Genomic DNA, 26408 nt, shown 5'->3' on the forward strand with positions numbered 1-26408 from the left:
TAGCATGAGTAGTTTTACAGGCAAAGCCGAAACGGATGATAACCACCTACTGAAGTAGGTGGTTTAGGGCTGAAAATGAAAAAGGAGCACTCGGCTCCTTTTTCTCATTCTAAAGCTGTTTTGCTGCAAGAACGCGCTCAACAGTATCAACAATTGCTTGAGTCTGAGGATCAAACTCAATATTAACACGCTCCCCTACTTGTCTCACTCCGAAAAGCGTTCGCTGCAAGGTCTCTGGAATTAGGTGTACCGAAAAACGACACGCTTCAACTTCACCAATAGTTAGCGAGCAGCCATCTAAACCAATGTAACCTTTCGCTAATACATATTTCATTGATTCTTGCGGCAGTTGAAACCAAATCGTGCGGTTATTGGGCGTATCGATGATATCGACAATATCTGCCGTCAAACTAATATGACCAGACATGCTATGCCCGCCTATTTCGTCACCAAACTTAGCCGCGCGCTCAATGTTTACGCTATCCCCTTCCACCAGCCGACCTAAATTAGTAAGAGCCAATGTCGCTTGCATTAAATCAAAACTGATAAGGTTGCCTTCGATCTTAGTCACAGTTAGACAACATCCGTTGTGTGCAACGGATGCACCAATTTCTAACCCTTTACAAAGTTCATCGCTTAACTCGACAACGTGCGTTTGAAAGCGTTCTTTTTTATCAATTTTAACGACCTTCGCCGTACCCTGAACTATTCCTGTAAACATTTCTTTTTACCTATTGATTTAATACCAACTGTAGTCGAAGACTAAGCCCTAAACACTGCGCTACAGGTCGGAAATAAAGACCGCAGACGATAAAGCCATGGCTTAATGAACACTGGTTTGTTCTCATGCATGTTTCAACATTACCATGATTCGCTGCTGTTCTCAGTAAAAGCGTATCCTTAGCGTAGAGAGCGTCCAGTCAGTGTTATCGACTATTCACTACCTAGCTATGGAATATAAACATACAATTGTTTATCATTTGCGCGGAGTTTCTCCGAGGCATTTTTTCACCTTATCGTGACTAAAATCAACCATCAGATCCGTTCACCACATCTTTTGCCCTCGAGCACTCTCATTCTTTCAACTTATTGTTCCGCTCTGGAGTATTTTTAGTGCATCGCTATAAAGAAGAAGCATCAAGTCTTATCAAATTGGCGACCCCGGTATTGATCGCATCTGTCGCTCAAACTGGTATGGGGTTTGTTGATACCGTAATGGCTGGCGGCGTTAGCGCCACCGACATGGCTGCGGTTTCTGTCGCTTCAAGTATTTGGCTACCATCCATTTTGTTTGGGGTGGGTTTATTAATGGCATTGGTCCCTGTTGTCGCACAGTTAAATGGCTCTGGTCGTCGAGTGAAAATCCCGTTTGAAATTCAGCAAGGCGTCGTTTTAGCATTGCTGATCAGTGTGCCGATAATTGCAGTCCTGCTTCAAACCCAGTTTATTCTCGGGCTGATGGATGTTGAAGCACTGATGGCAGAAAAAACGGTGGGATACATTCATGCCGTTATATTAGCAGTACCCGCTTTTTTACTTTTCCAAACGCTTAGAAGCTTTACGGATGGTATGTCATTGACGAAGCCGGCAATGGTGATTGGCTTTATCGGTTTGCTGCTCAACATTCCTCTAAACTGGATTTTCGTGTACGGCAAGTTTGGTGCACCTGAATTAGGCGGTGTTGGATGTGGTGTAGCAACCACGATTGTTTACTGGGTCATGTTTGCCATGCTATTGCTGTATGTGATGACATCAGAGCGATTGAAAAGCATCAACCTATTTGGAGAATGGCATCGCCCACAATGGAAAGCGCAAGTTCGTCTATTCAAGCTCGGCTTTCCTGTTGCAGCAGCGCTGTTTTTTGAAGTGACACTGTTTGCTGTCGTTGCACTGCTCGTTTCACCACTGGGTCCTATCATTGTGGCAGCGCATCAAGTCGCGATTAACTTCTCCTCGTTGGTATTTATGCTACCAATGAGTATTGGTGCAGCAGTAAGCATTCGTGTCGGCCATCGACTTGGTGAAGAAAACGTAGATGGCGCGCGCGTAGCGTCACGAGTCGGCATTATGGTTGGTCTAGCATTGTCCGTTCTCACAGCGATTTTAACCGTCTTGTCTCGTGAGTGGATCGCCGAGCTTTATACTAGCAACCCAGAGGTAATCACTCTAGCGATGCACCTGCTCGTGTTTGCCGCTGTTTATCAATGTACGGATGCGGTTCAAGTGATCGCAGCTGGTGCATTACGCGGCTATAAAGACATGCGAGCCATCTTCAACCGTACTTTTATTGCTTATTGGATTCTTGGGCTGCCAATTGGTTACGTCCTTGGCCGTACAGACTGGATTGTCGAGCCAATGGGAGCACAAGGCTTCTGGCTTGGTTTTATCATCGGCCTATCTTCTGCGGCCTTTATGTTAGGCGTCAGAATGCGTTGGATGCATCGCCAAGAGCCAGAAGTGCAATTGAACTTTTCAGTTCAATAAAAAGTAAAAAAAGCCAGCTTCCGCTGGCTTTTTTGATCGAATAATCACACGGTTGAGTATACTTATAACAAGATTACGAAGCGGTTGATTTTGCTCTCTAGACAACGGATACGAAGTTATAAAAAAGGATATTTGTGCGGTCTATTTTATTGTTCTTAATCTTGATTCTTAATGGTTGTGATAACTGGTTTAATCCAGAGAACGCCATGTTTGATAAGTATCATCAACGTGTAGCCAATGTATTGGAAGCTCCTGCTATTCCAATAGAATTACAGTCTACGGTAACGATTCCTGCGAAACGCGTTTTGTTCGAGCCATTGCCAAGGCTATCTATTGGCCTGCTAGAGAGCTATCAATTACGACAGTGCGGACTCTTCAATTTACTTGCTGAGAAAAACTCGCAACTTGGAAAGGTGCAGGATGCCTTTCATGATTTTGATTATCAAACTGCCCTTTTAAGAGTCATGCATCGATGTTTATCCGAGTTTCCACTTAGCGATGAAGAACGCGCGACATTGACAGAGCTTTACTCAACCAAGTGGCAACACTTAGACATTCATCTCGACAACTTACTACTTGTAAGTGATGCCATGCAGAAGCAACTAACTGCCTCTGATTGGCTATCTCAAGACACGACGAATGATATTGCACGCATTAACGATGTCTATCGTATTTTCAGCGAAATGTATGATTTACCCCACCGCGCGGTCTCACGTCTTCCCGATGTGGAAGTTACGCAATATCAAGAAGAGTTAGAGAAATCTCGTTTACTCGGACGACTTTACTATTCAATGGTAAACACATCCCTTTGGTTAAAAGCGACAACTCAGCTACTTGAGCAGAACCAGAGCAATGTATTGTGCGGGCCGAACAGAGACACCACTCAGTTCCGCTACTTAAGAAATGTCTTTCAATCCATTTACGTTGAAGAAGTGCAACCTTATTTGGCTTATTTAGACAGTACCTATCAACAACTTAATGATGGTGCCACTTTGGTGGAGAACCGTATGCAACTCCATGGTCACCAGTATGGCATCATTGAGGCACATAGGACATTTAGGCAAGAAACCCTAAACCACGTTCAGTTTTGGCAGGGTCTCTTCAAACGATGTGGCGTAACCGTTGGCAACTAGTAAGTGCAGAGCGTTCTATTCCTTCAACCTTTCACGCAAGAATCGAGCAAAACGTGGTTTACCAGTATGTGTAAAACCGTTATATCTAAATGTAATGGTTGAACCAATTTTCGGAGGCTGGCGACGTACTTCATCGGTAAATCCGCTACCGATGTAAAACTCAATGCCATTTGGTAAGCGAACTAACATTGCTCCCATCATACCTAATAAGCGCCCTGTTCCTGGCTTATAACCCACAACTAACGCTTCATCATCTGCGTATCGTTTTAGTTTAAGCAAATCACTACCGCGTCCAGCCTGATAGCGGCTTGATACCTTCCGCAACATCACCCCTTCACCGTCGGATATTGAAATTTTATCCAACTGTGTAAACAGATGAGCTTCATTTTGAATCGCTCGGTGCTCGACATATTTGATATGAGGCTGGTCGACTTCAAGCACTAAGTCTTTGATGTTGTAATAACGCTTCCGATAATCACCAGCGGAATATGGCATATCAAAGATCATAAAGTCGATGTGTCGCCAAGCAGACTCTACAGGAGTTTTATCTAACACCGTTTGCTGAACAAGATGGAAATTACCTCTCCCAGCCCAAAGTTCACCGTCCAACGGATAATCAGGCAAAGGTCCTGTAAACCAATCTGGGGCGTAGATTCGATTACCATTTCTCGTCACGAGATGTTGCCCAGTCCAATAAGCGCGAACACCATCAAGTTTTTCGCTATACCAATATTCAGACACATCAATGCCATCCTGATAGCTTTGTGCAAGAGAAACTGGTGGTGCGAGAGACGTATCCGCTTGAAGCTGTGAAGACGCTGCCATAACAGCCAGCGCAATTAATGTCATTTTTAATGGCATAAGAAGACCTTGTACAAAAAATCGCCTTTATTGAAACGTAAGTCCTCTCGATGACCTATTTATTACTAGTCATTCTTCGACTCATAACAATCAACATTAGTAATAATTTGCAAAGATAATCATAAACTTTAGACAGGTTTTGCATTTAGTCGTTACACGTTATTCACGTAAGGCGGATGGTTCGTCAATCGAGTTGGAATCTAATCATGACGAGCCCCCAGCTCTAACGACTTCTTTCGGCTCAAAACCTCTTATAAGCAAACCATTTCTCTGTACGTTTTTGATTCTCAATTTGAGAATCAGTCCTTTCTCAAATTGAACAATATCATTAACAATATTTAACTATTTGATTTTTCATTAATTTCAAATTGGCACGTTACCTGCTCTATATCCAATTAGAAAAACAAACGGAGACAGAGTCATGGAACTACGCAAACTAGAAATCAATCAAGACAAGTTAGCCATTGAGTTTTTTGGTGACTTAGATGCAAGCGGCTGTCGACAAGCACAACATCACATTGATGAGGTAATTCACAACAATCATCACAAAGAAGTCGAAATTAACCTACAGCACGTCCAATTTCTTGATTCTTCAGGGATTGGTGCCATTGTTTACTTATATAAGCGTCTAGTTGAACGTGAAAGAAGCATGAGTATTGAAAACGTATCAGGCCAACCTTTAGAAATCATGAGCTTGCTTCGTATCAACCATGCCATTCCCGTTAACTCAAAAGGACACTAAAAATACCGGTTTAAACGGAGGTTGGCATGGTAAATCTTATACGACGATATGCAGTAAACGTTCTTGTTGTCGGCATATTTGGTTGTTCGTCGTTTGACTACCCAGAGCACGGGAAAGGTGGCTTGGCGGAAAGCTATCAAGATATCTCGATCGAGAATTATCAGTTTTCCCCAGTGATGCCTGACGAGCCTTTAGGTCCAGAACATGGGTTAAGGTTTGATTGGCAACTGACCAAGTTACATCTAGACGCACTAATCCAAGAGGGCGCGCGCTGGTGTTTTCCTGCGGCAGTTGTTCAGGCCCTTGAAAAACAAAATAGAATTGCGCGCGAGTTAGAAGGTGGGCTTTTACTCGACGCTGCCAACGACCTTGTGATTCAGCGTCGACGCTTAAACCAGCTCGAACAACAACTCGACTACGTACTAAGCCAAACCACTTGCACACCGCCCGATGATATTGAAGCGCTGCGTAGCGACCTAAACATAGTCGCGGATATCTATGCACTACTTAATATCGACAACCAGTTTGCTGTCGATTCAGCTGAAATCAACCCGAAGTACATGGGACATTTGGCAGAAGCAGCCTACATTTTACGTGACCACCCTAACCTATCTCTTGTAGTAACGGGGCATGCGGATGCAACTGGAACACCCGATTACAACCAGAAACTTGCTCAAGCGCGTGCAGAACAAGTAAAGCGTTACCTAACCGTATTTGGTATCACTTCAGAGAGAGTCACTACCAAATCTGTCGGAGATAACCTGCCACTCTATGAAGGTGAAACATCCGCAGTGCGTTTAACTAATCGTCGAGTAAGCATCGAGGTTATTAGCCCTAATTCAGATAGCGATACCTCAATAAACCGCAACCCAACGGCAGGAGGCGCGCTATGAACACGATGAAACCATTTATCCTCTTAATGTTGTTGTGTCTGGTCGCGTGGGTACCTTCTTCCATAGCGGATGAGAGCAATACTGTTAAGGTCGGCGATTTAATACAGATTAACTTACCTGGAGAGGCGTCGTTAAACCAAGGGTTTCAGGTTGATCGTCGTGGACGAATTAATTTACCAGAAGTCGGCCCTGTATTAGTGGCCGGCTACAATGAACAACAACTCCAAGACGTGATTATCGACAGGCTAAAGACCGTGTATCGTGACGTTAACAACGCTCGAGTTTTTATTAAACAGCAACAGTTGTTAGTGTCCGTTCAAGGCTACGTGGTCAAACCCGGTGAATATACCTTACCTTCTGGGTCCAACATTCAAATGTTTGTGTACGAAGCTGGAGGCCTGCGCGCAGGGGCTCAGCTTGATAAAATGATCGTGAAACGTGGAAATAAAAACATTGAATTTGACTACAAACGCTTCCTTGATACGGGGGACAATAGCCAGCTGCCAAAACTAGAATCACTGGATGTCTTATTTGTCCCCGCCTCCCCACTCGTAGGGAATATTGAGCAAGAGTTTGATGCAGCAAAACTCGCGAATTCAGGTGACAGCGCAGATTCCGCTCGTGCAATCAAAGTCTTTGGTGAAGTCAACGCACCTGGCTCGTTCTCATACAAGCCAAACACCACGCTAGTTGATGTCGTAATGCGAGCTGGCGGCGTGACACGATATGCCAGTGTTGAGCAAATTCGCGTGATAACAAACAATAACCCAACCATGTTTAACCTGAAAAAGTACCTTGATACTGGAGACCAAAGCCTATTGCCGGAGATCCTGCCAGGTGCCACCATCTTTGTCCCAAAACAGGAAGAAGAAATCAAAGCAGGTGCAAATGTGGTTTACGTGATGGGTGAAGTCGCCCATCCTGGGGCATACGAAGGCAAGCAAGGCGCTAGCTTCATGGATATCCTCGCCAACGCTGGCGGGCCCACTCGCTACGCAGAATCTCGCCAAATTCGCGTTATAAAAGCCGATGGCAAAGTAATCAAATTCGATCTTACCGCGCATACAGAAGGACTATCTTCAGCCAGACCACCAAATGTTGGACCAGGAGACGCGATTTTCGTACCGGAGAAAACCGATTTCAATGAGAAGTCTTGGTTAAAAGTAGCACCTAGTCGAGCGGTCGCAGTGATGGGAGAAGTTGTTCGCCCTGGACGCATCGAGTGGTCAGACGAAATGGATTTGATTGATCTGCTTGCACACGTTGGAGGCCCAACTCGACGAGCTGATACCACCAAAATTGAAGTCGCCAATAACGGTCAAATGACACAATTTGACTTAGACCAATACATTCTGGATGGCTCACCAACATCAAGCCTACCTCAAGTTTCCGCTGGTACAGTCGTAAGGGTACATGCATTGCCTGACGACCCATCCGATAATAAATCGCAATGGGTAAGCCAAAGCTCTGACGCATCGATATACGTTTTCGGGCAAATCAATGCACCTGGGCGCTATCGTTTCACTGAAGATATGCATTTTCTGGATATTTTGTCTGCCGCCGATGGACCGACAATGGATGCAGATATTCACAACATCCGTGTCACACACCGAGGCCTAGGTTATGCCAAAGTGAGTAAATTGAATTTATCGATGTACTTTGAAACAGGTGATGAATCAATTCTGCCCCACGTTCGTCCTGGTGATACCATTTACATTCCAGAAAAAAACAAAAACTGGTTAGATCGTTCAAAAGAGTCCACGGTACGCGTATTAGGTGAAGTAAGAGACCCAGGGCGATACGTATTCAATGACAACATGACTGTGCTTGATCTGTTAGCGGAAGCAGGAGGACCAACTGACAATGCCTACCTTGAAAAGATCAGTGTGGTCAATATGTCTTGCTGCCAGGGCCAAGCCCGAACATTTGATTTGGTGAACTTTAGTAAAACAGCCAACATTTATGAGCTGCCAGTTATTCGCGCAGGCGACACGATTTACATTCCCCATAAAGACGAAAGCTTTGTTGAAAAAGCGAGGGCCGGATTAAGAGATATTTTACAAATCACCACAACCATCGTGTTAATAGGAGCGTTGTAATGACTATTCCTGCAACTCACGCTGAGATTGAGCAAATTTATCTTCAGAGCGAACAGAAAGGCCACAAAACGATTTGTGTTGTGGGTTGTAAATCTGAAGATGGTGTCACTTCCGTGGCGTCATCTCTTGCAGAGCGCTTGGTTTTAGCAGGGCACAATACTTTGTATGTAGACCTTAACTTATTCAAACCCGCTTATCACACTGTTCACGAATTTGATGATGACGAGAAGGTTGGCCATTTGATCACACGAGAGAATACACATCAAACTTTAGTCGGCCTCCCTGCTCCATCTCTCGCCAGCACTCAGTTAGCGTACCGAGACCCAACAATGCTGAAACGAAACATTGCACAATGGTTAACGCAGTACGAGCGCGTCGTGATAGATACATCACCACTTCTCAGTGTCAACCGAAGCAATATTGCGCCTCAAGTGATTGCTGGCGTATGTGATGCTACTTTGTTAGTAGCGCATTATGGTTCTACGACTGCAACCCAGCTCGAGCAAGCCAAAAAGCTACTCGATGCTAGCGATGCGAACTTGATTGGTTCTGTCTTGAACATGAAGCATACACCAAGCCTGAAAGATGAGTTAATCCGCCAAGTTTCCAAGCTGCGTTTCTTACCAAAAAAGTGGAAAGAAAAACTGTCTCAGCAAATTAAAAAAAGCGAACTGTTTATGTTATAGGGAGCGCTATTATGACGATAAATAACACATTGACTATCGAGCAAGAATTAGTGGATGAGCATATTCTTCAGCAAATGATCAAAGATACGTGCGCCGAAATCATCCCTACCTTGATTGATCACTATGTCGAAGAGTCACGCGATCGCATGGAGAAAATAGAGCAAGCATTAAGCACAAAAGACCTTCAAACATTAGAGTTCGAGGTTCACACACTGGGCAGTTCTGCTCTCGCTCTAGGCAATCGAACGCTTTCAAGACAAGCAAGAATGATTGAGAAGTACTGTGTCGAAGGAAAAATACCAAAAGCATTGGAGCTTTGTGAAACACTTCCTCAACTCGCCAATGAATCGTTTGATGCGTTAGAAAAGCGAAAAGCTCAAGGGTTTGAGTAGTATCAGTGTCTTACCCCCTAGCGAAGCATCACGTTTGATAAAGCGCGATGCCTACATCATCTCAGAAATTTAGGCTCCAAATTCAGTCACCCTCGCCAAGCCACACACCTTGAAGTTATTTGGGCATAACTTAATCAATTAAAAAGTATGGATTTTTCGCAAATTTCCTACCTTGTGCTAATACTTAAATAACGCTTTTCTCAAATTGAGAATTTTCAGCACTAGAGAGCAATAAACCACTCATAACGCCAAATAGTAGTGCTGACAAAAATCATAAAAAATGAAACAAACTACGTTGGGATGGGACTATGAGACCAAGGGTGTTACTGGTAGAGGACTCTACTTCACTAGCCATACTTTATAAGCAGTATGTGAAAGACGAACCTTATGACATTTTTCATGTCGAGACAGGTCGCGAAGCGATTCAATTTATTGAAAGAAGCAAACCTCAGCTCATCATTCTCGATTTGAAACTGCCCGACATGTCTGGCGCAGACGTGCTGGATTGGATCAACCAGAATGACATTCCTACGTCCGTTATTATTGCTACGGCACACGGCAGCGTCGACTTAGCCGTTAATCTAATTCAAAAAGGTGCGGAAGATTTCTTAGAAAAGCCCATAAACGCTGATCGCCTAAAAACGTCAGTTGCATTGCACCTTAAACGCGCCAAATTGGAAGATTTGGTGGAAAATATTCAGTCCAAGTTTGATCGCCACAACTATCACGGATTCATCGGTTCAAGCCTCCCGATGCAGGCGGTATACAAGACCATTGATGCTGTTGCGCCAACTTCTGCCAGTGTGTTTATTGTGGGAGAAAGCGGCACAGGTAAAGAAGTTTGTGCTGAAGCCGTCCACCGCCAGAGCGACCGTAAAGACAAGCCTTTTATTGCAATTAACTGTGGGGCTATTCCACGAGATTTGATGGAAAGTGAGATTTTTGGTCACGTTAAAGGGGCCTTTACTGGAGCAACAACAGATCGAAAAGGTGCGGCGACGCTGGCACATGGTGGTACGCTTTTTCTTGATGAGCTATGTGAAATGGAACTTGAGATGCAAAAGAAGTTGCTCCGCTTTCTACAAACGGGCACTTACACTCCTCTTGGTGGCACTCGAGAAATGAAAGTGGATGTGAGAATCATTTGTGCCACCAACCGAGATCCATTAACAGAAGTAGAAGAAGGTCGTTTTCGTGAAGACTTATACTACCGTGTGCACGTTATACCTATCGATATGCCCCCATTACGTGAACGAGGAAGTGACATCGTCACGCTTGCCAAGCACTTCTTGACCACTTACGCCAAACAGGACAAAAAGAAATTCTCAACAATCGACAGCGAAGCTCAACATATCATCAAGCATTACGAATGGCCGGGTAATGTAAGGCAACTACAAAACATCATACGTAACATTGTGGTGCTTAATAACGACGAAAAAGTCACGGTGAGCCACCTACCCGCTCAACTTACTAAAAAGTCTAAAGTGACGAAAACAACGACGCCTGCGCATGTTGCTCAAGAGTCAGCAAACATTGCACCAATCACACCACCACCTGGTTATACTGAGGAACCTTCACCTTCTGCGGTCGAACCGTCGATTACCGCAGCGGAGCAGCCTGGTACACCGTCCTCTGCTGCTACCTCACCGTACTTTAACTCTGATGGAACCATTCGCCCTATGTGGCAAGTAGAGCGTGAAGCAATTCAAAACGCAATTGCGTACTGTGATGGCAACGTCCTCAACGCCGCTGTCATGCTGGAGTTAAGCCCATCTACGGTTTACCGAAAAAAACAAGCGTGGGAAGCGGATGAAATTAATCTCGAACAATCTTGATAAACCTGCCATTGGTGAAATTTGGATCTTGCTTGATAGCCGTCTATTCGGCGGCATTGAAAGTCACGTTATCGAGCTAGCTCGGGGATTAATCGCCTTTGGAAACAAAGCTCGAGTTGTGCTAACCACTGAGTATTCGCCAGCCGCTCAGATTGTACAGAAGGCAAAAGAAGCCGCGATCCCTGTGAGTTACTTAAACTATTTGTCTGGCGAGCCCAATAAAGCTTTAAAAATTAAACACCTAACAAGCGCCGTCGCCAATCACCAACCCTCAGTGGTTCACTCCCATGGTTATAAAGCGTCGATTTTGTCGCGCTGCGCCAAACTGCTCACCCGTACGTTTCCTCGTTTGATTTCAACTTATCATGCTGGTGAATCGTCCTCAGGGAAGCTATGGCTATACGATTGGCTTGATAGAAGCTCAGGCAGCCTATCTGACTATCGCTTTGCTGTCAGTCCAAGTATTCAGCGCAAAGTTTTTTGTTCTTCAGAACTGCTGAATAACTTTGTTTCGATTCCCAACAGTCAACTCAACTATCAGGAGATCGCTTTTGTCGGCCGATTGAGTCAGGAAAAAGGCGCCGATCAATTTATTGAGGTAGCGAGGCTCTGTCCAACATTACAGTTTAGTGTGTACGGTGATGGCCCAGAAAAAGAGTCGCTTAATCAAACTGCCCCTCCAAACGTGACTTTCTTCGGCCATCAAACCGATATGGAAGGTGTTTGGGAAAATATCAGCGTACTTATCATCTCTTCTCGTTATGAGGGTCTTCCAATGGCGGCGCTGGAAGCCATGTCGAGAGGCATTGCCGTGATGAGCTTACGTGTAGGTCGTCTTCCAGATATTATCCAAACGGGTAAAAATGGTTTTATCGTCGAAGACATTCCCTCTCTTGCTAAATGTCTTCATGACTGGATGTCGATTGGTGAAGCGCAACAATCACTCATTCGCCAGAATGCTCGACAAACCATCATTGATGATTTCTCAGCGCAAAGTGTGATTCCCGTATTGCTACAAAAATATCAAATTGAAACGGATCACTAATCCATATTGGTTCTCAATATGAGAATGATGACTTCCAAACATAAATATCATATAAGATTCAATCACATAAACTAATGGCATATTTTGGCATCTCTATTGCAGCTCAGCAGTTAACGCAGATTAATGATGAGACAGAGGTGACTTATGACTACGCCAAAACGCATTCTATATGTTCATTATGGTGATAATTGGATTCGCGGCAGTGAAGTGGTGCTTCTGGATCTCATTTCAGGAATCGACCGCAATAAGTTTGAGCCTTTCGTATGGTCAAACTGCCAACCATTAATCGATAAGTGCCAATCGCTCGGAATTGAAGCGGAACATTCAGCCTTCAATTTGGTTGGTGGTTGGAGCGCTCCACGCTGGGATATTAGCGGGTGGAATAGCCTTATCAAACAAGGCTCAGATTTGATCGAAAAGCACAGCATCGACTTGGTACACGTCAATAGCGGCGGCCCTTGTCAATGGATGTGTTTGGCTGCTCGCATGAATCATATACCACTTGTCACGCAACTTCATTGCCATTATACATTGCGCGATCGCTTCTCTCTCGGACTTCACCTCTCTCCAAAATTGATTTGCGTTAGCAAAGATGTTGGACGCGAAATTCTTCAGGACGGCTACCCGCAAAACCAACTTCATGTCGTACACAACGGCGTGTCACTTCAAGGCGTGGATACACCCATCGACATTAAAGATCGCCTCGGAATCCCATCACAGGCCTTTACCTTTCTGTCGGTGGGTTCGCTGATTAAGCGCAAAGGGTTCGACCGCCTTATTCGCGCAATGCGCATGCACAACTACCACCACCACAACCCTCACCTTGTTATTGTTGGTGACGGCGAAGAAAGAGAAGCATTGCAACAGCTTGCCGCGGATCTTGGTATCCAAGAGCGAGTGCACTTTGTCGGGGAGCAACACAATGCCGGAGAGTGGATGTGTGGTAATGCAGACGCTTTTATTAGCGGCGCCTATGAAGAGGCCTTTGGTCTCGTGCTCGGGGAAGCGGCTTTAGCTCAACTGCCTATCGTGGCTCCTAAAACGGGAGGCATTCCTGAGTTGTTCGAGCATAATCACTCTGCATTGCTGTACCAGAACAGTGGAATGGCGAGCCTGTTAAACGCGATTCAACAAGTCATGCAAGACGCGGCATTAAGAAACAAGCTGGCGGAAAACGCTTACCTACATGCTAGCCAGCACTTAACGACGACTGCATCTATCAACGCTATTGAACGTATTTACGAAGGTGAACTTAATAATAACGCCATTACACCAATGCCAATGACTCACTGCATGAAGCCTCTTTCACGCTGGTTGAGCATCAATTGAGGAGCCCGGTCATGAAACGTGTATTGATGTTCGACGCCATCCCAATGCAAGGTGGATCCAAAATCGCGAATGCAGAGCTCCTTAAGCAGTGCGATAAGCTGAACGTGATTGGTTATCTACTCACTACAAATCCAGAGCATTGGGCGTCACTGCTTAGTGATACACCGCGTGTGCAAGTTATAAAAATAAAACCATCACCATTTAACTCGACTCATGGCCTGACCTACTGGTTGATGAACGCTTACTACTTTCTCCAACTTCTCTACGCGTGCATGAAGCTGCCAAAAATAGATAGCTTTTTGGGCCTATCTTGCCCAAGTAATGATATGCCTTTGTACTTACTACGATTAATTAGCAAAAAGCCTGTGGTACAGATGGTTCATGGTCCTATTGGACGATCGAGATCTGCTGGCTACTGCTTAGTAAAAGCATCGGCAATTTACTACTTGGCAAACACCCGCGAATCAATGGTAGAAGCATTACAGGTCTACCTCAAAACAGAGAAGCCAGCCACCGAACGCTATTGGTGTGGTTTGAATACATCTACGTTTGTTAATGGATTATCTAAAGATCGCTGGCCAAAACAAGCGAATCCGATTTCAAGCCGCGTTTTCTGGGCAGCTAGCTTACTAAAATGGAAGAACATCGATCTTTTGCTTGATGCTTTAACACTTGATGAGTCGAAAAAGATCAAATCCACCGTGTGTTACATCAAACCTAATGTGGCAGGTGTGGAATATTCAACACCGGACTTCAACACACAAGGTGTTGAATGGCATGAGTGCCCAAACAACTTAGATGAATTGCGTTCACAGTGTGGTGTGTTTGTTTCCACCAGTCTCAACGAACCTTTTGGGTTATCTATTTTGGAAGCTCTCGCTGCAGGTATGTGTGTCGTCATTCCACATGATGATAGTTATTGGGACCGCGTGTTAACTCACGGCCGCAATTGTATTAAATACACGCCTAACAATGTGGCTTCGTTACACAACGCAATTCGCCTTTTGAATGAATCGCCGTGGATGAAAGTAACGATGGGTATCGAAGCACTCAATGTTTCTCAACTATACACAGCCGAACGTTGTTATTTACCAATCGCCCAGCACCTCGCTAGCGAAATTGCTACCAACAATGATTGCACACTCAAGACACCGCAAGACATCAAAGGATATGATCATGTCTAAAGCAATGACCAACATGACGCTATTTGCTATCGCCTTAGTGATCAATAAAAGCATCAGCCTAATCATGCTGCCTGTATTGCCCCACTTTCTCTCACCAGAACAAATGGGCAAGCTTGAGCTTCTAACAACCTTTGGTGTTGTTACGACCTTGTTTGTCAGTTTCGCTTTGCATGAAGCGCTTTATCGATTCGTCGGCGTTGAACAGGATCAAAATACGCGCACAAGCCTACTAAACCAGCTGTACTCACTTGCTTTACTCATCGCTGGCGTCGTCGCTCTTAGCTTGCTCACTATCATTTTAATCGCCCCCATTCCCGCGCCTTTTACGCGAGTCGAATTCGCTATTGTTATGTTTGCTATCGTTTTAGAAGGCAGTATTGCAATCGGCACTGCCTGGTTAAGAACACAAGACGACAAAGCAAGAACACTGCTTAACGTCATGGTCACTACCACCATTTTTCAGGTCATTTTTATCGTCGCGGCGCTGTCTGTTCAGCCCCATGTTATTTCTGTTTTGTGGGGGGGCTTGTTGGCTGCTATTACTCAATTTGTTTGGCTGCACATTGTTAACCGTTACAATGTCACCCTTCCTAAGCTGACATTGGCAAAACAATACCTAAACTACTGCCTACCAATGATGATGGCCGGTTTAGTAGCATTTTGTCTCAATGGCGCTGAACGCTGGTTCATTGGTGCCAACACTTCTCTTGCGACGTTAGGGATTTACGCGATAGCGGTAAAATTTGCAGTGGGCATGTGTATTTTAGTGCAGCCATTTGGCATGTGGTGGATGCCACGTCGATTTAACTACTTAGAAGGGCGCAAGAACACTGAAGCAGTGCGCATCACACACTTAGGTATGATTTACATTACAGGTTTGAGTGTAGTGGTTGGCACATTAGCAATGGTGATGATCACCTACTTACTGCCAGAAACCTATCATGAGGCGGTATTATTCAGCTTATTCTTGCTACCTATCGCCATGTTAAAAGAATGGAGTGAGTTGATTAACATCTCCATTTTGTACAAGCGTCGTACTCGCTGGCTACTGGGTATAAATGTCGTCTCTGCGTGCGTTGCGATTGCTTTGCTGTTTGGCTTATCTTCTCTGGGTATTTATGGTGTGTTCATTGCGCTTTATTACGCACAACTGTGTAAGCTGGGCCTGACTTATGTAGTAGGCCAACAATGTATGACGTTGCCTTTTCACCTAAGTCTGATGGTTTTATTACAGATTATATCCGGTGTGGCACTGTTCCTGCTTCACTCTTCACAATCAATAGGCATCGCCATCGCAATTTGCATTTTGACATGCAGTTTGCTGGCAGGGATAGCCACTCGCTACATGAGTAAAGAGACGCTCAATGCTCTCACTCGATACATAGTGAAACGGCGTGGACAGGTGAAGAGATACTCGTTATGAATGAAACCAAGGTGAGAACAAAACAGTCCATCGCAGCACTGACGATTACAGTCTGTATCGGCCTGCTTTGGATTGTTATGCCTCATCCCATTTTGATTGTTGCGTTGTGTTTCGCACCACTCGCGTTACTGTTTGTTCTCAATCAAACGTTTTGGCTTGTCACACTGTTCGTTATTTTTTCATTCTTTCGTATTCACGAAGCCTTTCCTGTTATCTATAACTTCAAGATCCCATTACTGTTATCACTGGGGGCACTCGCCGCACTCGCCTTTCACCTTCTTATAAGCCGCCAGATTACAGCTTTTTGGCACCCTTCATTAAAGTGGCTGTGTATATTTTGGGGTCTGGTGATCATCGGAATCATATTCGCTTCCAGTCGTGATATCGCAATAACGGTGTTCAAAAACACCTATTGGAAAATCATCATTATGACGTTGGCCATCACCTGGCTTATTACTAAACCTTCACAGCTCGCTCAGATGTCAAAAGCAATTATTTTCGCCGGATTATTGATTGGTCTAGTGGCATTACAAAACGCAGCGAATGGCATTGATTTAGTCGAAGGAACGCGCGTGTCGATAGGACGATCCATAGGTTCCGTACTTGGCGATCCTAACGATTTGGCACTAGTGCTGATGTTTCCCCTTGCCTTTACCGTTAGTCAATTGATGGAGAAGCATTCCCCCAAGCATCTCAGGCTCTTTGCCCTTATCACCTGTTTGGTTTTGTTCTTTGCGATAATTGAGACTCAGAGCCGCGGGGGGTTACTAGGTTCACTGTCTGTATTTGCCTACTTTGCTTTTAAACACATCAAAAGCAAAACATTAGTCTTGGTATTAGGTGCTATCGCAGCGATCGTACTCTACGCATTCGCTGGTATTTCAGGACGAGAATCGGGGGGAGCCGCTGAGGATGGTATAGATGCCTCTGCGATGGGGCGACTTTATGCGTGGGAAGCGGCATTTAAAATGGCGCTGCATCACCCGTTGACTGGAGTAGGTCTAGATAACTTCTACTTTAATTACTATTTCTACAGCCCACACTGGGATGGTATCAACCACGCCGTCCATAGCACTTGGTTTGGCGTGTTAGCAGAAACGGGTTTTGTCGGGCTCGCGGTGTTCATTACTTTAATTGTGTCATTGATCCGCACCTCTTTGCATTCCATCTCATTGTTGACACCAAAATCAGATTACACCCTCTCTGTAGGAGCAAACGCCGTGTTAAGTGGGCTTATCGGTACCATCGTATCAGGCACTTTTCTGACTCAAGGTTTCACCTGGCCAATTTACATTCTAGCGGCATTAACAGTTGTAGTTAGCCGAATTGTTCAAAGTGACTGTCAAAATGAGAAATCCTAGTTTCAAACATAAACAAAACCCATAACTCACTGTTTTAAAATGGCTAATTCCTTGGCACGCATTGTGATTACTCACTTAATTAGTAATCAAATAACCAAGACTCAAGGAGAGCCACATGACGGACATCGTAGTATTTGGAGAAGATTTTGGTGGGTTACCCTCTTCCACTCAGCATATTGTCAAGCAACTAGCAGCGAACCATCGAATCCTTTGGGTGAACTCCATTGGCCTTCGTCAACCTAAGCTGGATTCTAAAGACATACAGCGTGCGTTAAACAAACTCACTCGTGTATTTCATAACGTAGGCTCACACAAGCCAACATTGGACTCTGAAACAAACCCAAACATTCACATCATCAACTTGCTCACCATTCCTGCCCCTAGTTCTGCATTAGCAAGAAAAGTGGCCGCTAAGATGATGAAACACCAACTCAACAAACAATTACAAGCTCTTGGTTTTGATAAGCCTGTATTTTGGACGTCGCTCCCGACTGCTGCTGATCTTTGCGCAGAAATGAACCCACGTGGACTGATTTACTATTGTGGCGATGACTTTAGCGCTTTAGCTGGTGTTGACCACGACACGGTGGCCAAGCACGAACGTACTCTTGTTAATGCGGCCAGCGTTATCTTTACGGCAAGCGAAACACTCTCCACCAAGTTTCCATCACATAAAACCGTCACTTTGCCTCATGGTGTCAACGTTAGTCTGTTTTCTGAGCCAGCACCGAAGGCCAAAGACTTGCCTGACAACGGCCGCAAAGTGCTGGGCTTTTATGGCAGTTTGTCTGAATGGTTAGACTACGACTTAATTGCCCAAGTCGCAGACCAAGCGCCTGACTGGGATCTCGTGTTCATCGGCCCTAACGAGTTCAGTGATAATCCACTTCCACAAAGATGCAACGTATACTACCTGGGCCCGAGAGCGCATCACACTCTGCCACGTTACTCCCAACACTGGGATGCCAGTTGGTTGCCCTTTGTTGATAACGCTCAAATCAAGGCATGTAATCCGCTTAAACTTCTTGAGTACTTGGCAACAGGAACCCCTGTTATCAGCACACCGTTTCCTGCATTAATGCCCTACAAACATATGCTTCATGTGGTTCAAGATGTCGAAGACGTATGTGCCAGTCTCGATCACCTGATCCCCCCCCCGGCAAACTCAAAGCAATATGTTCAACAGCAAAGCTGGGAAGCAAGAGCCAACCAAGTTGAGAAATTAGTGAGGACGCTATGAACGATTTGAGAGAGAACCTTAGTGTATTACTACATGGCGCTTGGCGACGTCGTTACATGATCGTTATACCAATGCTTGTCTTGCCGGTGCTGGGTTTCATCGTAAGTAAGCTGGTTCCGACGACTTATGTTGCTCACACCAGCATGCTTATTCAAGAGACAGCGAAAATGAACCCGTTCCTTCAAGACCTTGCCGTCTCAACAATGCTTAAAGACCGATTGAGCGCACTCAGTACTCTGCTAAAAAGCCGACACGTTTTGTATTCTGTCGCAAAAGAACAATCGTTGATCAATGATGAGATGAGTGCAAAAGAGCAAGAGTTCATCATAAAAGATCTCGCGTCGCGCCTGTCTGTTCAGCCACTCGGTAAAGACTTCATTCAAATTCAATTGCAAAGTGGTAAATCAGAAGGAATGGAGTCGATGCTGCTGTCTGTCAGAGAGCATTTTGTCGAACAGCTTTTGGCTCCTGAGCGTTCTTCGATTAAAGATTCGAGCCATTTTTTGACTATCCACATCAACAAACGTAGGGAAGAACTAGACAAGGCAGAGCAAGCCTTTGCAGAATATAAAAATACTTACTCAGACGCGACGCCCGAAATGCAAGCTCAAAGCCTTACTCGCCTTGCTAGCCTCAAACAAACGCTAGCCGAAAAGGAGGCGGAGCTTGCTGGTGTTTCACGAAGTCTAGGCAGTTTGGATCAACAACTATCCAAAACGAACCCGGTTATCGGTAAACTGGAAGAGCAAATCATCGACATTCGTAGTGAACTTACCCTGCTTCGCGCTAAATACACAGAGGCGCATAGTTTAGTGCAAGGTAAGTTGCGAGAATTAAACCGGTTGGAGCAGGAACGCTCGGTACTCTTGAACTCTAAACAACCAGAACTAAACAGTGCTCAACTATGGGATATCGCGAGCAATACCACAGTAAACAGTCTTGGCGAAGCACAGCCTCTACTTGTCTCCCAACTACATCAATTACAAATGATGCGCGGACGTTTTGAAGCACTTACGGAAGAAACCAACAGCTTGCGAGACATGATCCAAGAATTAGAGCGAAATGCGCACCAATTTGGGAGCACAGCAACAGAAATCAACCGCTTAGCTCGTGACGTCGCAGTGAAGAGAGAAATGTATGATGAACTCGTCGAACGCTATGAGATGGCCCAACTAACGGGTTCTTTGGGAGAGTTTGAAGAGAATAAGCGCGTAAAAATCATTGATGAACCGTTCACGCCAACGATTCCAACTAACTTACCTAGTTTTGTATTTGTCATTTTAGGATTTATTGGTGGCGCTGGTTTAGGCATTGGATTAGCGGCGATACTAGAGTTAGCCGATAACTCTATCCGCTCTAAAAGAGCATTAGAAAAACACCTTGGTGTTCCTGTCATCACCACTTTACCTAACGTAGTGTACGGAAACTAACCGCCATAAGAACTCATTTACAAGCACTCAGTCGGCGAGTGCTTTTCTTTTACTACTGCCTTATACAGCCTCATAGCATGTCCACTAATATGAATCTCAAATTGAGAATAAACATAAAGCCTCACAAGTATAAACATTAACTTATTGTTTTTAAATGATTAATTTTTTGGCACGCTGTCTGCAATTCCTAAATAAACAAAGAACTCAACGAGGGTTTGAAAATGGAAGTCAGACAAAAGCACAATAACACTGAGCACAGCAAAAAAGTGATATTACACGTCGTGCAACACTTAGCTCCTGGCGGTTTAGAAACGCTCGTACTAGAAATACTTCGTTTTGCGCAGCCCAACCATTCCGTTTTTGTCGTGAGCTTAGAAGGAAGTAAAGAACATGCACTACAAGGTTGGCAAAAACTATTGCCCTACCAAGGCCAACTGCACTTTCTTAATAAGAAACCTGGATTCAGCGGAAAAACCATCAGTACACTGACTTCCATGCTCAAAGGACTTAAGCCTGATGTGGTCCACACCCATCATATCGGCCCACTTCTGTATGGTGGTATTGCTGCACGTTTAGCGCACGTACCTGTAGTGATTCATACCGAGCACGACGCATGGCACCTTAATAACAAAAAATCAGCTCGACTACAGTCCCTTTTGCTAACGGTGATTCGCCCGCAAGTAGTTGCCGATGCTAACTTTGTCGCCCATCAAATACAGACTAAGTTAAAGTATCGCAAAGTTTGTACTATCCATAACGGGATTGACTGTCAGAAGTTTAAAAGCGGTGACCAAACGGCAACAAGACACTTGTTTGAACTTCCAACCGACAAAATCGTGATTGGCGTTGCCGGGCGTCTAGAAGCAGTTAAAGGCCATAAAGTGCTTATCGAAGCCTTCTCTCATCTTACGCCAAACACACACCTAGCCATTGCTGGAGATGGTTCTCAGCGAACTCAATTGGAAGCACAAGTTAGAACGTTAAAACTTGAGGATCGAGTAACCTTTTTAGGTTTGGTGGACGATATGCCCAGCTTTTACCAAAGCCTAGATTTGTTTTGCTTACCATCACTTCAAGAGGGCTTTCCTCTCTCAACCCTCGAGGCTCAAGCATGTGACATTCCTTGCGTCGCGACGGATGTTGGCGGCGTGAAAGAGACGCTCTGTCCGAACAACAGCACACTGGTTGAAGCAAATCGCGTGTTTTCGTTGGCCGAAGCGTTATCACAGCAACTGGAATCATCACACCATTCTCCTCGAACTTTTATTCTCAAACACTTTGATATCAGAGACATGGTGAGTCGCTACTCACGTTTGGCCAAGGAGGCTAGCTATGAATGATTTACTTTGGATTATAGGGTTTGGTTTATCCGCGTTTTTGATTGTCTATCATCACGTTGGGTATCCACTGCTCCTTAAGTGGCTTCCTTTAAAACAGCAAGACGAAACCAAAGCACCATTTGTAGAGCGAGCTTACAAAGCCTCCAAAACAGACAGCCAGCTACCCTCTATTACTGTCATCGTGCCCGCCTACAATGAAGAACAATGGATAGCAGAGAAGATCCGTAACCTTGCGAGCCTAGATTACCCAAGGGATAAGTTAAGAGTAGTGATCGCATGTGATGGCTGCACAGATAACACAGCCGAGATTGCTCAAGCGACAATTCAAGAAGCAATCTGCTCTGATACTCTGTTCATTATTAATGATCACCAAATCAATCACGGTAAAGTTGCCCTACTCAACGAAGAAATGCGTCATGTTAGCTCGGACATTACCGCACTGAGTGACACGTCGGCATTGATTTCTTGCGATTCTCTGTTGCTAGCTAGTCAGCATTATCAAAATGAGAACGTTGGAGTGGTTAACGCAACATATCAAATAATGAGCACTAATAACCAAGGTGAAGCGGCGTATTGGCAATACCAGTCTCGAGTAAAGCACCAAGAATCCTTGTTAGGTTCAACGATTGGTTCCCACGGTGCGTTTTACACTTTCAGAACTCACTTATTTGAACCACTGGAAGTTAGCACCATTAATGACGACTTTATTCTCCCTATGAGAATCGTTTTGCGAGGCTATAGCGCTATTTACGAGCCAAACATGCTGGCTCTTGAGCTCGAACAAAGCTCAGACGACGCAGATTTCAAACGACGCCTAAGAATTTCAGCGGGTAACATGCAGCAGCTCATGCAATTAAAGAAATTACTGCTACCTCGTTATCGTGGCACTGCCTTTGCATTTCTATCGGGAAAGGTTCTGCGCTTAGCAACACCCTATTTGATGATTGTTTGCTTTATTTGCTCACTACTACTGGCACACAATCCGCTGTTTCAAGTAATGCTGTTCGCACAAGTTGGTATTTACAGCATCGCGCTTATTACTTACTTAATGCCAGCACTTAACACTATTAAACCTTTTAAGCTGATTAGCTACATCGTCATTGGTCATCTCGCCAACTTTATCGGCGGTATGAAGTATTTGCTCGGAATGGAAAATGGACGTTGGAAACGCGTCAACCAATAAGGAAAGCATCATGAAAAACTCACGCTACGATTCAAATGTATGCCACGCAAAAAGAACGTTTGATGTACTGGTTGCAATGCTTATTTTGGTCGTCACTGCACCACTATTCCCATTTATCGCGCTAGCGATCAAAACCACATCGAAAGGCCCTGTGATTTATCGCCAATTGCGAGTAGGACGCTGCACACCAGAAAAAATGGATCTTTTTCAAATCATGAAGTTTCGCACCATGTATATTGATGCAGAGCAACGCTCTGGCGCAGTATGGGCAACTGAAAATGATCCCCGCATCACGCCAGTAGGACGCTTTTTACGCAAAACGCGTTTAGATGAACTACCTCAACTGTTTAATGTGTTGAGAGGTGAAATGTCGATGATTGGGCCGCGCCCAGAACGCCCAGCTTTCTACCAGAAATTAGAAGATGAAATCCCCTATTTTGTAGAGCGCACATATGGCGTGTTACCGGGTATCACAGGCTTAGCTCAGGTTAACCAAGGCTATGATGCATGCATTGAAGATGTAAGACGCAAAGTTGGGTTTGACCACAGTTACGCACTAAGCTTAGGTTCGTTTTACTCTTGGATTTCAATGGACCTTTCAATCATGAGCAAAACATTCGTTGTGATGATTGACGGACGAGGTCAATAACTTCCGGTTCTGGTAACGGTCACTCTTGCCACTGGCGTCGCATCTTTTCTATCGTCGCTGGTGGCACATCATGAATGCTTTGATACGCTCCGTGGCACACTTTAATTTCCACCTCGATGCGCTTCTTCATGCAGTAGTCCATGTAACGCTTCATCTCCCAATGTCGAACAAACGTATTGCTCACAATCACGACTCTCCCTTTGTTCAACCACTTTCTAGTTTGCTGAAAACACCACTCATGCGCTTGAGGTAATTGAACTGGTTCAAAGTGATAATCACCTTCATCATTTTCAAAATACATGTCAGCTTCAAAATGCTTAGCACCAAGCTCTATTGCCAGTTGTTTTGCTAAGGTTGTTTTACCTGAACCCGGAAGTCCACGAATAAGAATGAGTTTAGCCAGTGACATAATGCAGTTTAATGAGGTGGGAATAAGCCTAAACTGTAACGAAATTATTGGAAAAGAAAAGTAGAAATAAAAAATGCCGAGCACATTAGGCTCGGCATTTAAACTCAATCATGGATCGTGTTGTATTTATTTGTAAGCTGGCAGTTCAGTTCTTAACCCTTTCACCAAACTTACGCACATCAACAGCAGAACAAAAGTAAACGGTAACCCTGTTGCAACAACGCCTGATTGCAATGCTTGCAAGGCTTCTTTACCACCAACCCAAAGCATTACGGCTGCAATTGCGCCTTCAATACACGCCCAGAAAATGCGTTGCGGTACTGGTGCATCAATCTTACCACCGGCGGTAATACTATCGATAACCAGCGAGCCAGAGTCTGACGATGTAATAAAGAATACCAGAATCAGCACGATAGAAAGCATTGAAATCACTGAGCTATACGGAAGCGCATCGTAAACATGGAACAGAGTCAATGAAATATCAGTTAGGCCATTTGCACCTAGCTCACCAACTTTATTCACCACTTGGTCAAGCGCGATACCACCAAACACAGACATCCAAATCAAAGTAACAACTGTAGGAATAACGATGACTGCGAATAAGAATTCTCGAACGGTGCGGCCTTTCGATACGCGAGCGATAAACATACCCACAAACGGAGACCAAGATACCCACCAAGCCCAGTAGAACACTGTCCAACCGTGCATCCACGTTTCGTCTTCACGACCATGCGGGTTACTCAACGGAATGATGTTTTGGATGTATGCCATTGTCGTGTCGACTAATGAACCCATCGCAGTATCAAAGGTAATGAACGTAATAAAAATAAGCAGAGCGAACGCAACGATCATATTGACGTTACTTAGGAGTTTGACACCGCCGTCAATACCACGAACAACAGAAAGCACAGCAATAAAGGTTACAAACGCAATCACCACCATTTGTGTACCGATGCCGCCGTTTAAACCAAATACATGGTTAATACCACTGGTTGCCTGCTGAGCACCCAAACCAAGAGAAGTCGCAAGACCGAACAACGTCGAAAGTACAGCAAGGATATCAATAACGTGACCTAACCAGCCCCATGCACGGTCACCAAAAATTGGGTAAAACGCCGCGCGCAATGAAAGCGGTAAACCTTTGTTAAAGGCGAAAAAAGCAAGCGCCAACGCAACAAGGGCGTAAATACTCCAACCATGCACACCCCAGTGGAACATAGTGGCACCCATCGCGAGGGATTTTGCTTCTTCGGTGTATGGTACTGCGTTCAGTGGCATTCCCCACCAATCAGTGAAATACGCGGTCGGCTCAGCCACACTCCAGAACAGAAGACCAATACCCATACCCGCGGCGAAAAGCATCGACAACCAAGAAACGGTTGAGTGATCCGGCGTTGCTTCTTTGCCACCTAAGCGGATTTTACCTAGCGGAGAAAAAAGAAGAGCAACGGCGAACAATAAGAAGAAGTTTGTCGACCACATAAAGAACGCATCAAACTGTTCGATAATTCCGTTTTTTAGACCGTTTAATACGTCACGAGCAGTGGTTGGCTCAACAAGAAGAAGTGAAATCAGACAGAAAACAACGAGCCCCGCACTAATGCCAAAAACCGGGTTATGTATATCGAATCCCCACTTTTGAACGTTATCCTGTCCAACCTGATAATCGGTTGTATCAATACTATATTTTTTAAATGCATTATCCATAAATACAAATTTAACGTGAATTTGAAACGCCCCTCAGGTGAGAAGAACTCCAATACCGCCCTCCATTAATTTGAACTCTAAAGTTTTAAAGCGGGACGAATTTTAGCAGCAATCACATATTTTTGCAAAAAGTCGTGGTTTATTGCATTTTAGGCTCAATTCGAGACAAATGAAGGGGAAATAATATCAACACAAAAATTACGAGGTCTAACGATTGATTTTGTCGTAGGTTGTAGACTAGAAAAGACACAAGAAATACTTAAGTTCATAGCCAGTCACTGCGCAAATAGAGAAGACCTGCGCTGATTTGGTTTCACAATTAACGACGAAACCAAATCAGCAAACCTTTCATCCAGCGAGCGTTATAAGAAATGGAAGGTGATGTTCCCTGTTACGCTGCTAACGGTATCGCTATCGCCTTCAATATCCACGCCAAACGCTTGATAACTCGCGCCCACAGACACATTGTCAAGCAAGAAGTATTCGGCACCAACACCATACATATAAGAGACGCCATCATCTTTGTCTAAGTTTCCAAGTCCACCGTCATAATCAACGTTGAATGCATTGATGCCGCCTTTTGCGTAAACGTGTAACGGGCCGAAGTCGATACTAGGTTTCGCCGCTAAATAGAATGAATCAAAATCAGCACTCCCCCTGCTGCCACTCAAAGATAAATCCACTTTGCCGTGGTTAAAGTAGCCTGCCTCAATGCCAATGAATGGCAAAATACCAGTACCGACATGAATACCATAAGTTGTATCATTTTCGCTGTCGATATCGGACTGACCAATTTGGCCACCAGCGTAAATCCAAGAGTCAGCCATTGCTGACGTTGAGCACAACGTTAGAGCGAATAACGAGAGTGTTTTTTTCATACTATCCCTTCCTGATCGATTCCTAAGCGAAACATTACGCAAATATGCGCATTTAATCGCCACTATATATTGGAAAGCATAGGCATTTTAAGACTCTAAAAGTGA

General features: G+C 44.6%; 23 protein-coding genes. 18 read left to right on the forward strand and 5 right to left on the reverse strand.

Going from position 1 to position 26408, the window contains the following annotated elements; all coding sequences use genetic code 11:
- Positions 1-109: 109 nt before the first annotated feature.
- Positions 110-721, reverse strand: coding sequence for a riboflavin synthase (locus R7M92_RS09670; RefSeq protein ID WP_005377625.1), 612 nt, complete (start codon positions 719-721; stop codon positions 110-112).
- A 392-nt stretch (positions 722-1113) separates the two neighbouring features.
- Here R7M92_RS09670 and R7M92_RS09675 point away from each other — a divergent pair, with 392 nt between their 5' ends.
- Entirely contained in the window at positions 1114-2484 is a 1371-nt protein-coding gene (locus tag R7M92_RS09675) for an MATE family efflux transporter (protein ID WP_005377626.1), read from the forward strand.
- 134 nt (positions 2485-2618) lie between these two features.
- The gene (locus tag R7M92_RS09680) at positions 2619-3617 is read left to right on the forward strand and encodes a DUF3080 domain-containing protein (RefSeq protein WP_054576897.1); all 999 of its coding nucleotides are present in this window, start codon (positions 2619-2621) and stop codon (positions 3615-3617) included.
- Between the two features lie 15 nt (positions 3618-3632).
- On the opposite strand, the gene R7M92_RS09685 is transcribed toward R7M92_RS09680, so the two are convergent.
- Positions 3633-4478, reverse strand: a complete 846-nt coding sequence (locus R7M92_RS09685; RefSeq protein WP_086046755.1) for a DNA ligase — start codon at positions 4476-4478, stop codon at positions 3633-3635.
- Between the two features lie 421 nt (positions 4479-4899).
- Here R7M92_RS09685 and R7M92_RS09690 point away from each other — a divergent pair, with 421 nt between their 5' ends.
- The 16 genes from R7M92_RS09690 to R7M92_RS09765 all read left to right on the forward strand — a co-directional run bounded on the left by R7M92_RS09690 (position 4900) and on the right by R7M92_RS09765 (position 23309).
- On the forward strand, positions 4900-5220 hold the full coding sequence (locus tag R7M92_RS09690; RefSeq protein ID WP_017634929.1) for an STAS domain-containing protein: 321 nt from the start codon (positions 4900-4902) through the stop codon (positions 5218-5220).
- Between the two features lie 26 nt (positions 5221-5246).
- Positions 5247-6113, forward strand: a complete 867-nt coding sequence (locus R7M92_RS09695; RefSeq protein ID WP_318133255.1) for an OmpA family protein — start codon at positions 5247-5249, stop codon at positions 6111-6113.
- Positions 6110-8212, forward strand: coding sequence for an SLBB domain-containing protein (locus R7M92_RS09700; protein WP_017820662.1), 2103 nt, complete (start codon positions 6110-6112; stop codon positions 8210-8212). The genes R7M92_RS09695 and R7M92_RS09700 overlap by 4 nt, the downstream gene beginning before the upstream one ends.
- Positions 8212-8898 (forward strand): AAA family ATPase, encoded by a 687-nt coding sequence (locus R7M92_RS09705; protein WP_017820661.1) that lies wholly within the window; start codon positions 8212-8214, stop codon positions 8896-8898. The genes R7M92_RS09700 and R7M92_RS09705 overlap by 1 nt, the downstream gene beginning before the upstream one ends.
- An 11-nt stretch (positions 8899-8909) precedes the next feature.
- A complete protein-coding gene (locus R7M92_RS09710; protein ID WP_005377636.1) occupies positions 8910-9290 on the forward strand; it encodes an Hpt domain-containing protein in 381 nt (126 codons plus the stop codon).
- Between the two features lie 308 nt (positions 9291-9598).
- Complete coding sequence (locus tag R7M92_RS09715) at positions 9599-11125, forward strand: sigma-54 dependent transcriptional regulator (protein WP_318133257.1); 1527 nt, start codon at positions 9599-9601, stop codon at positions 11123-11125.
- Positions 11100-12170 (forward strand): glycosyltransferase family 4 protein, encoded by a 1071-nt coding sequence (locus tag R7M92_RS09720; protein WP_285386007.1) that lies wholly within the window; start codon positions 11100-11102, stop codon positions 12168-12170. Before R7M92_RS09715 ends, R7M92_RS09720 begins: the two co-directional genes overlap by 26 nt.
- 144 nt (positions 12171-12314) lie before the next feature.
- Positions 12315-13499 carry a glycosyltransferase gene (locus R7M92_RS09725; protein WP_285386009.1) on the forward strand — a complete coding sequence of 395 codons (1185 nt, stop codon included), beginning with the start codon at positions 12315-12317 and terminating at the stop codon, positions 13497-13499.
- An 11-nt stretch (positions 13500-13510) separates the two neighbouring features.
- A complete protein-coding gene (locus R7M92_RS09730; protein WP_213877484.1) occupies positions 13511-14683 on the forward strand; it encodes a glycosyltransferase in 1173 nt (390 codons plus the stop codon).
- Entirely contained in the window at positions 14676-16106 is a 1431-nt protein-coding gene (locus R7M92_RS09735) for a lipopolysaccharide biosynthesis protein (protein WP_285386011.1), read from the forward strand. Before R7M92_RS09730 ends, R7M92_RS09735 begins: the two co-directional genes overlap by 8 nt.
- Positions 16103-17467 carry an O-antigen ligase family protein gene (locus R7M92_RS09740; RefSeq protein ID WP_005377645.1) on the forward strand — a complete coding sequence of 455 codons (1365 nt, stop codon included), beginning with the start codon at positions 16103-16105 and terminating at the stop codon, positions 17465-17467. Before R7M92_RS09735 ends, R7M92_RS09740 begins: the two co-directional genes overlap by 4 nt.
- A gap of 115 nt (positions 17468-17582) precedes the next feature.
- Positions 17583-18707, forward strand: a complete 1125-nt coding sequence (locus R7M92_RS09745) for a glycosyltransferase (protein WP_285386013.1) — start codon at positions 17583-17585, stop codon at positions 18705-18707.
- Positions 18704-20137: a GumC family protein gene (locus R7M92_RS09750; protein WP_285386015.1), complete on the forward strand. Its 1434-nt coding sequence runs from the start codon at positions 18704-18706 to the stop codon at positions 20135-20137. The genes R7M92_RS09745 and R7M92_RS09750 overlap by 4 nt, the downstream gene beginning before the upstream one ends.
- A 221-nt stretch (positions 20138-20358) precedes the next feature.
- Positions 20359-21477: a glycosyltransferase gene (locus R7M92_RS09755; protein WP_318133262.1), complete on the forward strand. Its 1119-nt coding sequence runs from the start codon at positions 20359-20361 to the stop codon at positions 21475-21477.
- The gene (locus R7M92_RS09760; protein WP_285386018.1) at positions 21470-22660 is read left to right on the forward strand and encodes a glycosyltransferase family 2 protein; all 1191 of its coding nucleotides are present in this window, start codon (positions 21470-21472) and stop codon (positions 22658-22660) included. The genes R7M92_RS09755 and R7M92_RS09760 overlap by 8 nt, the downstream gene beginning before the upstream one ends.
- Positions 22661-22670: 10 nt before the next feature.
- Positions 22671-23309, forward strand: a complete 639-nt coding sequence (locus R7M92_RS09765) for a sugar transferase (RefSeq protein WP_005377654.1) — start codon at positions 22671-22673, stop codon at positions 23307-23309.
- A gap of 19 nt (positions 23310-23328) precedes the next feature.
- Here the strand turns inward: R7M92_RS09765 and R7M92_RS09770 are convergent, their stop codons facing one another.
- The 3 genes from R7M92_RS09770 to R7M92_RS09780 form a co-directional block, all read right to left on the reverse strand.
- The gene (locus R7M92_RS09770) at positions 23329-23718 is read right to left on the reverse strand and encodes an ATP-binding protein (RefSeq protein ID WP_005377656.1); all 390 of its coding nucleotides are present in this window, start codon (positions 23716-23718) and stop codon (positions 23329-23331) included.
- Between the two features lie 126 nt (positions 23719-23844).
- The gene (locus R7M92_RS09775; protein WP_285386019.1) at positions 23845-25425 is read right to left on the reverse strand and encodes a BCCT family transporter; all 1581 of its coding nucleotides are present in this window, start codon (positions 25423-25425) and stop codon (positions 23845-23847) included.
- 362 nt (positions 25426-25787) lie between these two features.
- Complete coding sequence (locus R7M92_RS09780; protein WP_213966940.1) at positions 25788-26303, reverse strand: outer membrane beta-barrel protein; 516 nt, start codon at positions 26301-26303, stop codon at positions 25788-25790.
- Positions 26304-26408 lie beyond the last annotated feature (105 nt).

The organism is Vibrio sp. Vb2880 (genome assembly GCF_033337975.1).
Classification (GTDB): Bacteria; Pseudomonadota; Gammaproteobacteria; order Enterobacterales; family Vibrionaceae; genus Vibrio; species Vibrio alginolyticus.

Excerpts from the sequence above, each read along its gene's own strand:
- R7M92_RS09670 (WP_005377625.1), bottom strand. The coding sequence starts at position 721 with ATGTTTACAGGAATAGTTCAGGGTACGGCGAAGGTCGTTAAAATTGAT.
- R7M92_RS09685 (WP_086046755.1), bottom strand. The coding sequence starts at position 4,478 with ATGCCATTAAAAATGACATTAATTGCGCTGGCTGTTATGGCAGCGTCT.
- R7M92_RS09690 (WP_017634929.1), top strand. The coding sequence starts at position 4,900 with ATGGAACTACGCAAACTAGAAATCAATCAAGACAAGTTAGCCATTGAG.
- R7M92_RS09695 (WP_318133255.1), top strand. The coding sequence starts at position 5,247 with ATGGTAAATCTTATACGACGATATGCAGTAAACGTTCTTGTTGTCGGC.
- R7M92_RS09700 (WP_017820662.1), top strand. The coding sequence starts at position 6,110 with ATGAACACGATGAAACCATTTATCCTCTTAATGTTGTTGTGTCTGGTC.
- R7M92_RS09705 (WP_017820661.1), top strand. The coding sequence starts at position 8,212 with ATGACTATTCCTGCAACTCACGCTGAGATTGAGCAAATTTATCTTCAG.
- R7M92_RS09710 (WP_005377636.1), top strand. The coding sequence starts at position 8,910 with ATGACGATAAATAACACATTGACTATCGAGCAAGAATTAGTGGATGAG.
- R7M92_RS09715 (WP_318133257.1), top strand. The coding sequence starts at position 9,599 with ATGAGACCAAGGGTGTTACTGGTAGAGGACTCTACTTCACTAGCCATA.
- R7M92_RS09720 (WP_285386007.1), top strand. The coding sequence starts at position 11,100 with ATGAAATTAATCTCGAACAATCTTGATAAACCTGCCATTGGTGAAATT.
- R7M92_RS09725 (WP_285386009.1), top strand. The coding sequence starts at position 12,315 with ATGACTACGCCAAAACGCATTCTATATGTTCATTATGGTGATAATTGG.
- R7M92_RS09730 (WP_213877484.1), top strand. The coding sequence starts at position 13,511 with ATGAAACGTGTATTGATGTTCGACGCCATCCCAATGCAAGGTGGATCC.
- R7M92_RS09735 (WP_285386011.1), top strand. The coding sequence starts at position 14,676 with ATGTCTAAAGCAATGACCAACATGACGCTATTTGCTATCGCCTTAGTG.
- R7M92_RS09740 (WP_005377645.1), top strand. The coding sequence starts at position 16,103 with ATGAATGAAACCAAGGTGAGAACAAAACAGTCCATCGCAGCACTGACG.
- R7M92_RS09745 (WP_285386013.1), top strand. The coding sequence starts at position 17,583 with ATGACGGACATCGTAGTATTTGGAGAAGATTTTGGTGGGTTACCCTCT.
- R7M92_RS09750 (WP_285386015.1), top strand. The coding sequence starts at position 18,704 with ATGAACGATTTGAGAGAGAACCTTAGTGTATTACTACATGGCGCTTGG.
- R7M92_RS09755 (WP_318133262.1), top strand. The coding sequence starts at position 20,359 with ATGGAAGTCAGACAAAAGCACAATAACACTGAGCACAGCAAAAAAGTG.
- R7M92_RS09760 (WP_285386018.1), top strand. The coding sequence starts at position 21,470 with ATGAATGATTTACTTTGGATTATAGGGTTTGGTTTATCCGCGTTTTTG.
- R7M92_RS09765 (WP_005377654.1), top strand. The coding sequence starts at position 22,671 with ATGAAAAACTCACGCTACGATTCAAATGTATGCCACGCAAAAAGAACG.
- R7M92_RS09770 (WP_005377656.1), bottom strand. The coding sequence starts at position 23,718 with ATGTCACTGGCTAAACTCATTCTTATTCGTGGACTTCCGGGTTCAGGT.
- R7M92_RS09775 (WP_285386019.1), bottom strand. The coding sequence starts at position 25,425 with ATGGATAATGCATTTAAAAAATATAGTATTGATACAACCGATTATCAG.
- R7M92_RS09780 (WP_213966940.1), bottom strand. The coding sequence starts at position 26,303 with ATGAAAAAAACACTCTCGTTATTCGCTCTAACGTTGTGCTCAACGTCA.